This window comes from Hymenobacter volaticus (assembly GCF_022921055.1).
Lineage (GTDB): Bacteria > Bacteroidota > Bacteroidia > Cytophagales > Hymenobacteraceae > Hymenobacter > Hymenobacter volaticus.
Genome location: NZ_CP095068.1, coordinates 95102 through 107409 on the forward strand (window position 1 = coordinate 95102; position 12308 = coordinate 107409).

12 protein-coding genes and 1 pseudogene are annotated in these 12308 nt (G+C 58.3%); 4 read left to right on the forward strand and 9 right to left on the reverse strand.

Going from position 1 to position 12308, the window contains the following annotated elements:
* Nucleotides 1-320: 320 nt before the first annotated feature.
* A complete protein-coding gene (locus tag MUN86_RS29925) occupies nucleotides 321-785 on the reverse strand; it encodes a RagB/SusD family nutrient uptake outer membrane protein (protein WP_245127573.1) in 465 nt (154 codons plus the stop codon).
* Nucleotides 786-1019: 234 nt separating this feature from the next.
* On the opposite strand from MUN86_RS29925, the gene MUN86_RS32730 reads away from it, so the two are divergent.
* Complete coding sequence (locus MUN86_RS32730) at nucleotides 1020-1433, forward strand: hypothetical protein (protein WP_245127574.1); 414 nt, start codon at nucleotides 1020-1022, stop codon at nucleotides 1431-1433.
* Nucleotides 1434-1700: 267 nt separating this feature from the next.
* Here MUN86_RS32730 and MUN86_RS29935 read toward each other — a convergent pair whose 3' ends face one another.
* The 8 genes and pseudogenes from MUN86_RS29935 to MUN86_RS29970 all read right to left on the reverse strand — a co-directional run bounded on the left by MUN86_RS29935 (nucleotide 1701) and on the right by MUN86_RS29970 (nucleotide 9965).
* On the reverse strand, nucleotides 1701-2234 hold the full coding sequence (locus MUN86_RS29935) for a DinB family protein (RefSeq protein WP_245127575.1): 534 nt from the start codon (nucleotides 2232-2234) through the stop codon (nucleotides 1701-1703).
* 114 nt (nucleotides 2235-2348) lie between these two features.
* Nucleotides 2349-2708 carry an RNA-binding protein gene (locus MUN86_RS29940; RefSeq protein ID WP_245127576.1) on the reverse strand — a complete coding sequence of 120 codons (360 nt, stop codon included), beginning with the start codon at nucleotides 2706-2708 and terminating at the stop codon, nucleotides 2349-2351.
* A 206-nt stretch (nucleotides 2709-2914) separates the two neighbouring features.
* The gene (locus MUN86_RS29945; RefSeq protein ID WP_245127577.1) at nucleotides 2915-4138 is read right to left on the reverse strand and encodes an FISUMP domain-containing protein; all 1224 of its coding nucleotides are present in this window, start codon (nucleotides 4136-4138) and stop codon (nucleotides 2915-2917) included.
* Between the two features lie 74 nt (nucleotides 4139-4212).
* Complete coding sequence (locus MUN86_RS29950) at nucleotides 4213-4758, reverse strand: hypothetical protein (RefSeq protein ID WP_245127578.1); 546 nt, start codon at nucleotides 4756-4758, stop codon at nucleotides 4213-4215.
* Nucleotides 4759-5088: 330 nt separating this feature from the next.
* Nucleotides 5089-5661, reverse strand: coding sequence for a helix-turn-helix transcriptional regulator (locus MUN86_RS29955; RefSeq protein WP_245127579.1), 573 nt, complete (start codon nucleotides 5659-5661; stop codon nucleotides 5089-5091).
* Nucleotides 5662-5684: 23 nt separating this feature from the next.
* Nucleotides 5685-6083: pseudogene (locus MUN86_RS32820) on the reverse strand (hypothetical protein); the annotation flags it as partial.
* A gap of 204 nt (nucleotides 6084-6287) precedes the next feature.
* Nucleotides 6288-6941, reverse strand: a complete 654-nt coding sequence (locus tag MUN86_RS29965; RefSeq protein ID WP_245127581.1) for a response regulator — start codon at nucleotides 6939-6941, stop codon at nucleotides 6288-6290.
* A 6-nt stretch (nucleotides 6942-6947) separates the two neighbouring features.
* Nucleotides 6948-9965, reverse strand: a complete 3018-nt coding sequence (locus MUN86_RS29970) for a ligand-binding sensor domain-containing protein (protein ID WP_245127582.1) — start codon at nucleotides 9963-9965, stop codon at nucleotides 6948-6950.
* A gap of 370 nt (nucleotides 9966-10335) precedes the next feature.
* On the opposite strand from MUN86_RS29970, the gene MUN86_RS29975 reads away from it, so the two are divergent.
* From MUN86_RS29975 to MUN86_RS29985, 3 genes are all read left to right on the forward strand, one after another.
* Entirely contained in the window at nucleotides 10336-10815 is a 480-nt protein-coding gene (locus tag MUN86_RS29975; RefSeq protein ID WP_245127583.1) for a hypothetical protein, read from the forward strand.
* Between the two features lie 198 nt (nucleotides 10816-11013).
* Nucleotides 11014-11586 (forward strand): DUF3575 domain-containing protein, encoded by a 573-nt coding sequence (locus tag MUN86_RS29980; protein WP_245127584.1) that lies wholly within the window; start codon nucleotides 11014-11016, stop codon nucleotides 11584-11586.
* 110 nt (nucleotides 11587-11696) lie between these two features.
* Nucleotides 11697-12308 carry a hypothetical protein gene (locus MUN86_RS29985; protein WP_245127585.1) on the forward strand — a complete coding sequence of 204 codons (612 nt, stop codon included), beginning with the start codon at nucleotides 11697-11699 and terminating at the stop codon, nucleotides 12306-12308.

The following is a 12308-nucleotide window of genomic DNA, read 5'->3' on the forward strand; positions in this document are numbered from 1 at the left end:
CATGGGTTGCCTAGTGTTTGGAGTTACTAGTATTTGACAAGGTACAGTTGCTAATAGGTGGCATGTCTAGGCCTTATAAGCGTGAGTCCTAATGCCTTTATAGTCCGACTTGCACTGCTTTTGTAGCAATTGAAAACTAGCTCTTGTGCCAGCTATCCTGCATTTACAGTACCGAAATAGCAGAATCAATCTACGATTTCGGTACTGTAAATGCAGGATAGCTGGTAGTTTTCGGAATCAGCAGATAGGGGCAAGGCTGAAACCTAAACCAAGCCAAGGGTCTAGTTTAGAACCTAAGTCTGGTTTGGTATCAGCTACATTTACAGAGCCGGATAGCCGGGATTCTGCGCCAGGTTAGGGTTAGCTGCCAAATGCTGTTGCGGAATGGGGAATAGGGCCTTGGTAGGGTCGCTAGGTTGGTGGGTCCACCAAGTGGCCGTAATGATTGTCCCGAATCGAACCATATCCGTTCTACGCTTGCCTTCGAAGATAACCTCCCGGCCCCGTTCAGCTAGCAGTTCAGGTAAGGTCAGGGTAGCAGCGGTGTATGCTTCTTTGGTAGTGTCGGCGGTCGAGAAAGCCCGCTTGTGAACATCGTTGACCAAGCGTAGGGCTTCAGGGGTTGCTACACCGCCGTTCTCGCGCATCAACGCTTCCGCCTTGTAAAAGTAGATATCGGTCAGGCGGTACAAAATCCAATCGTTGCTCCAGTTCTTGGCCTCCGACTGCCGGCCGGGGCGGTACTTGTTGAAGCGGGCCCCGCTGGTTTCTTCACCATCAATCATGGTCGAGCTGGTCTTGCCTTCGCTGGTGCGCCGGATTTCCTTACGAACACGAGTGGCTTGTCGCGGTACTCTTCGGTGCCGAGCACCGGCTTGGTTGAATTAGCAGCTTGAAACTGCGGCCCGATACGCATAATAACTTAAGAGATGCTTTCAGCGTTTATTTTGAGCAGCTAGTTGCTTGAGCGCCGCTTCCAAAACAGGGTCGTGTCCGCTACGCACATCGCGCGCAGTTAGGTGCACCACTACGTGCGGCTGCACACCTACTCCAACAAATTTCTTACCGTCTGGATAGGTGCGCGCTTGCTGCAGATGCGAGCCTTGCTCCCGCCGGGCAAGCTGAAAGACAAGGCTTGTCCGGTGCTACCGCATGTCGGTTCCCCGATGATTAAGCCGCGCTTTATTGTCTCGAAGGCCACGGCGAAGTCCTCGGCGGCCGAAAATGAGCGCACTGGTATGCAGCACTACCGGGCGCGTGTAAGCGCTGTCGCCCTTGGGTATTATAGGTTTATGGGGCTCCGAGTACCACTGGGGGCCTGTTCCCAAACGGGGTTGGTGTACTGCTGCGAGCCGGTGGGCTGCACGTACCATTCCTGCCAGGGCGTAAACTGGTTGTGCAACGGTCCGCTGCGCTTGCGCAACTTGATGTAGAGGCACCGTTCAAGACCAGTAGCACACGAGCCCTTAAAGTTTACTTGATAGCAGAAAAAAAGAGAACTATCTAGCTGGCAACTAACTAAGTGCAAAGCTAGAGTCCCCCTTTCCGCCTGGCCTTTGCCAACAGGATTCTAACTTTTCTCGAACGTATTTTCGCGGCGCGTTGAGTCGTAGCGCCTAATCACAGAGCGGCCTTGAGCACTAGAAAGCCCCAGCATCGAGGTGTCGGGGCTTAGCTTAAGCAGTTGCTACAAGCGTGCGCTAGCCATGGTGCTCTTTGTAAAGCTTGCGGATCATGCTGATCTGGCCCCGATGATAGATTTCGTCTTCTATCATGTGAAACAGAACCCAAGCCAAGTTGCACCCCGTATCCGCATCGTATCCCTCCGTTTGTTTCGTGAAATCTTCGAACGTTAGGTTTTTCAACGCTTCCAGTAGCAACTGCCTTGAGGCCGTTAAGGACGCTTGGTAAGCATCGATTAGCTGACCGGTAATAAGCTGAGGAAGATACTTGCCCATGTCCAAGGCGGGCTCCCACTGCTGGTTTTCTGCCTCAGTCAGCTTTCTGTGTTCCACGTATTCGATGCGGAAGTAATGCTCCAGCGCCGTGATGTGCGACAACAGCGCCCCAATGGTATTCCAGCCCGCTTTGTATTGCCAATCCAGTTCCTGCACCTGTAGGTGCTGCACGGTTTGCCAGGTAGTCACGCGCACATCTTCCAGCATACCAAGCAGATAGTCCAGGGAGTGGTCGGCGGAGCTGCCAAAGCGGATGTGGAAAGTTCTCTTGTTCATGGATGACAGTTGTTGAACAGCGCCAGCAGTTTTTAACTGATTGAAAATCGACGAGGCACCTTGAGGCGGCGTGAAGTAAGTGAAAGAACTGACTGGTGCTACTTAAAACAAGTTTCAACGAACAGCAAAAGCGCGTTGGAACCGCGGCTTCGCGGCAAGCTGCTGAGCCAGTAAAGTACCCGATGTGTAAACGGCTCGTTCACGCAACACGCGTTGCAGAGCGCGGGCGAGCTGCCGGGAAGTGCGCCGCCCCTTGCTTAGATCAAGGCACACATCATTGAGGCGTTCTTCATAGACCAGTTGGTCTTGGTTGTTGTAGAAACGCACGATAGTGTAGTCGCGGGTTTTGCTGTTCGTTTCTATGTTCCAATACCCTGGAAGGCTGGATTCGGTCGTGCGCGCTTGAGCCCAGCTTTGAGTGGTAACGAGCAGCAGTAGGCTAAAGGCAAAGAAAAGACAAAGAGCAGGTCGCATAGCTTGGAAAGATTAAGTGGCAAAATGGCATCAGTAATTCTAGATAAAGGGGGGGCAGACGAGCAAGCAGCCACCAGCGCATTGTAACCGAAAGTGTGTGTAATGCTGGTCGTGAAAACCTAGCAACAGGCCACTGCAAGCCCACAACTGGCAAATGGTTGCGGCAATGAACCAGCGAAGGCAGAGCTAGCGAAAGAGCCCTTTGGCTATTTGTCGCGCACTAGGCGTACGGGCAAGTGGGGCGGGTTGTAGCCCACCGGATACGCCCGGATGGCAGCGTAGGTGTCGCTGGGCAACTGGATGATCTGGAAGGCGAGCGGATTGTCGCTGGCGTCTTTTTCCGAGGTCCAAAGCAAACAGTTGGTGCCTTCGCCATTGGGGCTGCCGTTGGTAACGCGCAGGTTGGCGGGCACGGCCGTGAAGCCCGAGCTATTGGTGGCGTAGCCGTCTTGCTTGAGCCAGCCCGTGGTGGCCATCAACCGGCCCAGGCGGCGCTTGGAATCCAGGTCTTCGCCGTTGGTGGAGCCCCATTGATCCAGCGCTAATCCTTGCGAGGCCAAAAGTTGCTCGTAGTCGCGCCGGGTCGGGATGCGCCAGCCGGCGGGCACCGGAATGGCCGCCAGATCCACGAACTTCAGGAAGGCGCCATAATGGGGTTTGCTGTCGTCTTTGATGCCACCGTTGCCGGCGTAGTTAACGCTCATCCACTCCTGACTGCCAATGCTCACCGTCGGGTAATACAAGTTGCCCACCTGCACATAGGTGCCCGTGGTAGGTGGTTTGGTGTACAGCCCGCCGGGGTTGGTAGGGACGGAGCCGCCGCCCACTTTACGGTACTTCACCGAAATCAGGTTGGCGCCATCCACGCGCTTGGCCGTGAGGTAGTTGATTGAGGAAGTGAAGGTGGTGGCTTCCGGCCCGCGCAAAATGCTTGCGTACGTCAGCATGTCTTTCCGCTGGATAGGCGCCTCCTTAAAACCTGTGTACTTGTTGCTGAACACCCGCATAACCCCCGATTGAGCGTGGAAAGTGAGCGAGGAAGGGTTGCCGGCCTGGTACTCCAGCGTGCCCGTGACTTTGTAGAGCCGTTGCTGCACCTCGTCGCTGCCATTAAATACTTCGGAGGTGTATTCCACGGCGTTCTTACCGTCTTTGGTGAACACCATCGTCCGGAATTCTTTGAAGCCTTGCTCGCCCTGGAAGGTACCGGCCTCCCAGTTGGCGGTGAGCGGGCCAGTATTGCTGTCGGCAAACCAGGTGCCTACCAGCTCGTCGGGAATGGCTGTGGCGGGCGTGTTGATGACTTCCTCATCGCCGTTGTTGCCGCCGGTTGTAGTGGGCTCGGGGTCTTTCTTGTGGCAGCCGCTCAAAGAGTTGCCGAGCGTTAGCAGCAGCAAGGCGGTGAAAAGGAAAGGATGGGTGCGTTTCATAGCAAAAAATGTGGGCCAGCCGCTGCGTCGTGCTCTCGGCAGCAAGCCGCGCCCGTGACAGGTTAAAAAAGAAGTTAGTTTTCAACTACTGAGAATTCGCCGCTGAACGGCTTGCCGGTTTTCGCGCACATATCCTCGTCGTTCTGATCGAGCAGGGCGCCGGTGAAAGTGCCCTTTGCGACCTTGCCGGCCACGTATTCGGTCACGTTCACGGCCCCGTCGGTGGAGTAGTAGCCCGATTCGGTGGGGCACACCACGGCTTTGTAATTGGCGAATTTGGTGCCCTGAGTTTGATAATCCACCTGGCTGACCTGCGCGTAGGAATTCATGTCCTTGCGGTAAGGAAACGAGCCGGCCTTGGTGCCGTACACGAAGACCGTCAGATGGTTGTCACCCGAGGAGCCCGTGCATATCTGCCAGCCTTTGATGGAGCCCATCTGGGCTTCGCTGAAGCGAACATCGCGGTAGAGTGTGGTTTTGCCGTCGAACGTGACTTTGAGGTAGTTCTGGCTGGTAGCTGGGCGAGCGTCTTTGGATTCCGCTTTCGCTTCGGAATTGAATTGGCAAGCCGGTAGCGCGCTCACCAGCAAGCTGGCGGCAATCAGGGTCAGCAGGCGCATGACTAAAGTAAGGTTTAAGTAGAGAAAAGAAGGCCGGCAAAACAGCCCACGTAGCCTAGCTCTGGCAAGCCCATACCTCTCCCGCTCACCTCACTTATGTAGGTGTTTGCAATTACCTGAGCAGGCAACAACCGGAAAAATTAAGGGCCGCTTACAAAGCGGGGCCGCAACGTAGTGGGCACTGGCCGGCTACCGATCTTGGCGTAGCACGGGCCGCAAGTGCCCACTGGCTTAGCTGTTTTGCTGACACAAAGCTAGCGGGCAGGGTGCCCACTGGCTTTTGTCAGACGGACTTCTACTTTTCTCTGCCGGATTCTTACCGGGTCGCCTTTACTGGAAATTCACGAGGTCAGTGTAGTGCAGCTGCGGAGTGCGGCGCACTTGGGAGGGCGTGTGCCCAAATTCGCGGCGGAACGCCGTGGCAAAGTGCGCTGCGTTGGTGAAGCCCACCACTTCGGCCACTTCCTGCACGGGCTGGTCGGTGAGGGTGATGAGCTGATGAGCTACAGTAAGGCGGCGCTCGGCGATGTAGCCAAACACGGTGGTGCCGAACAATTCCTTGAACCCCTTCTTGAGCTTGAAGTCGTTGGTGCCGAACTGCCGGGCCAGTTCGAGCAAGCTCGGCGGCTCGGCGTAGTGGGTATCAAGAAAGTCGCGGACGGCGTACATAATGTCCCGGTCCCGCGACGTGGCGCGGGTGCGCAACTGCACGAGCTGGGCTTGTTGCTCGATAAACAAGTCCAGGAAGCGCGCTTCCAGAAACACTTTCTTGAGGGCCCCGCCGTAGGGGCAGGCGGCAATCTGCTGTACCAGGGCGCGTTGGGTGGGCGAAATGGCCGCGCCGGGGGCAGCAGCACAAACGGCTCGTGCCGGGCCAGACGCGTGTGGTGCAACGACAGCCACTCTTCGTTGCCGGTCACGAGCTGCGTGAAAAAGGCGGGCTCCACGTGTACTGTGCAGCAGTCGTAGTGTTGGCCCTGGAAGGTGTAGTAGTTGGTGGCCACTTCGTCGCCCACCATGTTTTGGTGCCCTTGTCCCATGTGCAAGGGGCGCGAGGCGCACGATTTCGAGCTGAGCTCCCCGTCCAGCTGGTAAAGCATGGCCGTCCAGGGGCGTTGTACGGCCAGCTCCAGCTGCAACGACTGATTGAGGTGGCCTTTGAGAACCGTCAGCTGAAAGCCCTCCAAGAAATAGTCGTTGAAGAGGAGTTTGCCTTTCGCACTCTGCCACGCCGATTCGGCGTGCAGCAAGCCGGCTTGCTGCGACACGGTGGTTTGGCAATGGTCGGTGAATTCGGCGGTGCGAAACTGGAAGAAGGGCTCCATAAGACTTTATAGCGTTAAATAAAGCGCTTTAACACATGAGATGTCAGCATATAAACCTGTCTGACCCAGGCGACACTATCGCTAAAAATAGGCCTGGCAAAGGTGGGCGCTGGCGCCACGCGCAACAATAGCATGAAGATGCTAAGGCTTCGGCAGTGCAATAGTATCTCCGACAGACAAAATTAGCAATTGCCGATATATAGTTCACACCAACTTTTCCCGCATGGCTTTCAAGATGGCTTCGGTTTTGGAATTCACTTGTAGCTTGTCGTAGATGCTGCGGATGTGGGAGCGCACGGTATCGATGCTGATGCCAAGGTCGGCGCCGATCAGCTTATAGCTGTAGCCCGCTACCAAGCCCTTCACGATGTCCAACTCCCGGGTTGATAAGCGGTAGTCTTCGGCGGGGAGTTGCTGGGGCGCGGGCGCTTGAGCGTTTTGGAAATGCAGCAGCACCTTGCGGGCGATACTGGCCGTCATGGGGGAGCCGCCGCGGTGCAAGTCGAAAATGGCGGCCAGCAACTCGCTAGGCGAAGTGTGCTTAAGCAAATAGCCGCTGGCGCCGTTGCGAATAGCTTGAAACAGCTTGTCCTCGTCGTCGAACACCGTCAGCATCAGCACTTGAATGGTGGGCGACACAGCCTTGACTAGCGGCACGGCCTCGATGCCGCTGATGCCGGGCAAGTCGATATCCATGAGCACCACGTCGGGGCGCAGGGTACGCACTTCCTCGGGCAGGTTGTGGCAGTTGCCGAACGCACCGAGTAGCTTCAGGCCCGGGGTAGCTTCCACTAGAAATGCTAGCCCTTCGCGCAGTTCGCGGTTGTCTTCGTAGTAAATAAGGTTGATGTCGGCCATAAAACGTTAGGCAAGAAGGGCAGTAAGGGCCACGGACGTGCCCGCACCAGGGGCCGTGGTGAAAGTGATGCGGCCGCAGATGTCGCGGGCCCGGGTTTCTAGGTTGGTTAGGCCGTTGCCGGTGCGGGCAGTGGCCAAGTCGAAGCCGCGGCCATCGTCCTCGATCAGCAAGTGCAGTTGGCGGCCACTCACGCTGAGCTTCACTTGCAGCTGGGTGCAGTCGGCGTACTTAACGGCATTGTTGACGCTTTCCTTGAAAATTAAGTACAGGTTGCGGCGCTGCTCCACGCTCAGGCGCAAGGCCGGAAACGGTTCGGCCACAGTCATGGTGAAGCGGATACCTTTGGCCTCGGTTAGGCGCAAGCCGAATTCGCGCATGCGGGTCACCACGTCGGGCAAGCCATCGTGGTTGGTTTTGATGGTCCAGATGATGTCTTGCATCGACTCGGCTAACGTGGAAGCGTTGGTGCTGATGCGTTGCAGCAGCGACACGGTGGCCGGGTGGGCGTCGGCGAGCTGTACCTGGGCTACCTCGCTGAAAATGCTAATGCTACTGAGCGTGGAGCCAATATCGTCGTGCAGGTCTTTGGCTATTCGGTCGCGCACGGCAGCTAGCTGCAGTTGCTGGTTTTGGCGGTAGCGGTAGATACCCCATAAGGCCACGGTGCCGGCCGCTAAGAGTAGCGCTTTAAACCAGAGCGTTTGGTAGTAGGCTGGCTGCACGCGCACCGCCAGCGTTTGCCCGGTTAGGTTCCAGACGCCGTCGTTGTTGGCCGCCCGGATGCGTAAGGTGTAGTTGCCGGGGGCCAAGTTGGTGTACGTGACGGTGCGGGCGTCGGTGCTCGTCCAGGCCGGGTCAAAGCCTTCCAAGCGGTAAGCATAGCGGTTTTTCTGGGCCTGACTGAAGTTGAGGGCCGCAAAAGCCACGGTCAGGGTTTGCTCGCCGGGCTGCAGCTCCACTTGGGCGCCCACCGGTCGAGAGTGGTTGTTGACGCGTATTTCCGTGACGGCCACCGGCGGGGGCACGGGGTTACGGCGCAGCTGGGTGGGCTGAAAATAGTTGAAGCCCGCGCGCGCCCCAATAAACAACTCGCCCTGACGGTTTGCGGTGAACGTCTGGTACATGCTGTTTACCAGCAGGCCGCTCGACCGCCCATAGTACCGAAATTTGTGCGTGGTTGGGTTTAGTTCGTGCAGCTGTTCGTCGGTGGCCAACCAGAGGTGGCCGCGCCGGTCTTCGGCCAGCCCGAAAGTGTAGTCGGCGCGCAAACCATTGGCGGTCGTGTAGGTGTGGCGTACCCGGCCGTTGGTATCGGCCTGCACCACCAACCCCAAACTCGATAGCCATAGGTTGTCGTAGCGGTCGAGCAGGAACGTGCTTTGCAGCCGGTCGGATTGGTGCACGGTGGCCATGCTCGCTTGCGGGCGCACCCGCTGCACCCGCTTGCGGTCAGCCGATAAGCGAAACAACCCGAGGCTGGTTAGCACCCACAGCCGCCCCCGGCCATCTTCCTGCAGGCGATGCACTTGGCAGGCTGCACCCGCCTCCCCGGGCAAGGGATAAACCGTGGTTTGGTTTCTTTTAGAATCGTGTAGTAGCAAGCCGTGCTTGGCCGAGCCGAGCCACAGTTGCTGCTGGCGGTCCAGCAACAAGTGCTCCACCGTCACCTCGCCCGGCACGGCCGGTGTCTTGGTTGCCAGGCGAATCGGGCGCCGCTGCCAGCAACTGGTGGCAGGATCGTAAATACCTAGGCCCCCGTCGATGCCAACCCATACCCGGCCCTGCATGTCCTGCACTAGGTCGTACAAATAGCCGGGGAGCGGGTTCACCACGGTAGTAAGCTTTTGGTGTTGCCGCTCCCAGCGCATCAGCCCGGGCTGGTTGGTAAGCACCCAGTACAGCGAATCCTGCCGGCGGTCTTGGCGCACCACCCGCACATCTTCGAGGTAGCGCTTGGGGTCGGAACTGCGCACAAACTGACGCTTGAACTTGTTGGAAAGCGGGTCGATGACGGCCAGCCCGCGCGTGGTGCCCACCCACAGCATGCCCGTGCGCGCATCGGGAAGCAAGGCCAGCGTGATGCCGCCTGGGTAGCTGTGCACATCATCGGGGGAGTGGACCAGGTCGGTGTAGCGCCTACCCAAAGGGTTGTAGTAAGTAAGCCGGCCCGAAGTGCCAATCCAGCAGGCGGGTTGCCCCTGGGAGCCGCGCGTTTCCACCATTGTCTGCACATTGAAGATGCGCGCACCCTCGCCCACAAAGCGCTGTCGGGTGGCGTCGTAACGAAATACGCCTTGCTGCGCCACGGCATACCAGCGCTGCTGACGGCCCGGCACCAGCCGTTGAAAGTACTCGGGCGCGTTCGGATGCGCCAGGTCCTGGCCCTGCACGTACTGGTAGCGGCCGTTAATCGGGTCGAATAGGTAGATAGCTCCCTGGCTGATCAACCACACCTTCCCTCCAGCGGCCGGAAAGGGCAGCGGGCATTCGTTGGCAACAACGTAGGGCAGGGAGTAAGCTGTCCGGCGCAGGGTGCGCGGATCAATCCGGTAGAGCCGGTCGATGGAAGCAAACCAGCCCTGGCCGGCGCTGTCAAACCCAACGGGGGATACGAAGTCGTTGTCGGCTAGGCGGTCGCGCAACTGGGGCAGCGGCACCGTGAGGCCTTGTTCGCGCACGGGGTCGAAGCGGCACAGGCCGCGAATGGTGGCTATCCAGAGGTAGCCCAGAGGGTCGGGCGTGATGCCGTTGGTAAGTACGTGGTTGGCCGGTAAGCTAGCTGCTCTATCCGTGCGCTTAAACACTTTGAACTGCGCGCCATCGAAGCGGTTGAGGCCGTTGAGCGTGCCCACCCACAAGAAGCCCCGCTTGTCGTGCGCCAGGGCCGTTACCTCGTCCCGCGACAGGCCCTGCTCGGTGGTGAAGCGGCGAAAAGAGGTTTCCGACGTTTGGGCACCGGCCCACAGCGGCAGCAGCACCAGCAGCCAGCTAACGTAGCAAAAGAGGTTGTTCCAGGGGCGCACAAGGAGGTTTTGCGGGAGCAGCAAAGGTTGCCAGTGCCGCCTACAAAGCCAAGTGGGCGGCCTCGCATAAAGATGCTAACGCGGACGCACAATTGCCCGGCCCACCTACCGAAACTAGGCCCGGCCGCGGCTTGGGCCAACTAAAAATCCGGCAGCGGCAAGTTGAAATCCGTTTCGAAAAAGCCAGCGGCAACCAGGGAAACTAGTTTTGAAGCACTCAGAACAGGCAGCGTTTGCGGCTACCTGCCAGGTGTTTTATTCACTTCAATCGCTAGTTGATGCCTCTCCTTCCGCTGCCTATGTATCCCTTTGCCGCCGGGCACTTGCCGGTCGACCCCGAGCAAGGGGAGCACCGGGTCCTGCATTCGGGATGGGCCGCTATTGCTACGTTCCCGGCCGGGCTTGCGAAAGCAAATTCTACGAGGCACCCGCCATCATAGGGCGGGCCGTGCTGGCGGCGCGCGCCCTGCGGCTCCATTTCCGGGCCCTACCCGAGGGCGTAAACCTAGTGCTCGACCGGGCGCAGCTCTTGCCGGGTTGGGTGGGCACGTATGCACTCCGCAACAGAGCCACTCCTGGAGCCCCTGTTCGGGGCATGCTCTGCTACCGCCTCGATGCCGAAGCCGGCTCAGCTACTACCCGGCTGGGGTTATGCGCCTGCGTATCGTCACTGACGGGCGGGCTCACCATTACGAGCTACGACCCACTGCGCCAGCAGCTAAGCGGCTACTACGAAGTACGTGCCCTCGCGCTGCGCGCCCTGGCCCGCACCGCTACCCAAGCCGGACCGCGCGGCACCCTTGTGCTGGCCGGCGACTTTGCGGCCCTGCACGTGCAGGGCTGTAGGTAGTGGGCGGTGCTTAAACGCACCTACTGTTAAGACGATAATCCGGGAAAGGAAAGTTGTAATCCGTTTCGCGAAAACCGCTGAAAAAGAGGCCCTCTAGCTTTGTGCCCATCAAAACAGCCCCTGAAAATTACGTGGCTGTTGGCCCATATAAGGCACTTCTTCAACCTCTTTTTCTTACCCCCTACTTCTTTTTCACTGATGAAAAAACAACTCCTCACTGCCTGCCTACTCACGGGTCTTGCTACGGCAACTTCCGCTCAAACCACTGCCGTGAAAATCAATATTTTCAGTCCCTTAGTGAAGACCGGCTCGTTCTTCGTGGAGCACAAACTAGCCGACCAGCGAAGCGTGCAACTCGGGGCCCTATTTACCAGCTGGGATACCGACGGCACCGACATCAGCGGGTTTGCCCTTACGCCCGAGTACCGCCTGTATTTATCGGATAAAAAGCCCGCGCTGCAAGGCTTTTACTTGGGGCCCTTCCTGCGCTACCAAAATCTGAAACTAACCAGTGAGGCGCTAGATTACTCCGAGCAAAACGGCAACGTTTCCCAATCGGAGGGCAAAGCCACACTGAACACTCTGGGCGGCGGCGTGGTGGCCGGGTACCAGTTTATGTTCAAGCGGCGCTTCACACTCGACACCTTCCTCGGGCCGTCCTACAACGGCGGGAAAGTGAAAGTAACGGCCGGCGGCACGGACTCATTTGAAACCGATGCGTTCAGCGGCTTCGGGGTGCGCACCGGTGTCACGTTCGGCGTGGCATTCTAGCACGCCAGTCACTACTAGGTGAGGGGCAGCGCTGTGCAACCTAATGCTACCGCATTTGAGGCTGGGCAGCGCTGCTTTTCTCTTAAGCTTCTTCGGCCAACTTTTTTGTCGTGATAAAACCTGCCTTCCTTTCCGCTGGCTTGCTGATCCTGCCACTGCTTACTTACGGTCAAGTACCGTCCCGGCCAGGAGCCGGGGCGGTTTACCGCAATTGGCCGGTGGTAGCCGGGGTGCAGTTCCACACGCTGGCCATGCCCTTTTCCGACCGAAAAAGCGCGTTTTCCAATCCTGGTTTGAGTGTCGGCACCGAGTTTCGCTACAACCGCCGGGCCACGCTGGTGCAGAGCTTGCCGCTGGGCTACTACCGCAACCGCTACGCCGGCAACGGCCTGTACGTGGCGCCGCAGCTGGTGTACCGCCCGCAGTTCGGGCCATTGTATGCCGAACTGCGGGCCGGCGCCGGGGTGCTGTATACCATGCAGCCGGGGCGTTCCTACGAGCTTGAAGACAACACCTGGCAAACCCGCAACCATGGCGGCAAGCTCACGCTGATGCTGCCGGTGGGTTTGTCCTTGGGCTACAGTGGGCGGCAGGCCGCGCCCCGAATTTCTCCTTTCGTGAGTTATCAGGTGTTCGTGCTGCACGGCTACAATCCTGGTATTCCGGTCGTGCCCAACCTCTTGCTGCAAGCCGGCGTTCGGGCCCACCTTTTCCACCACTGA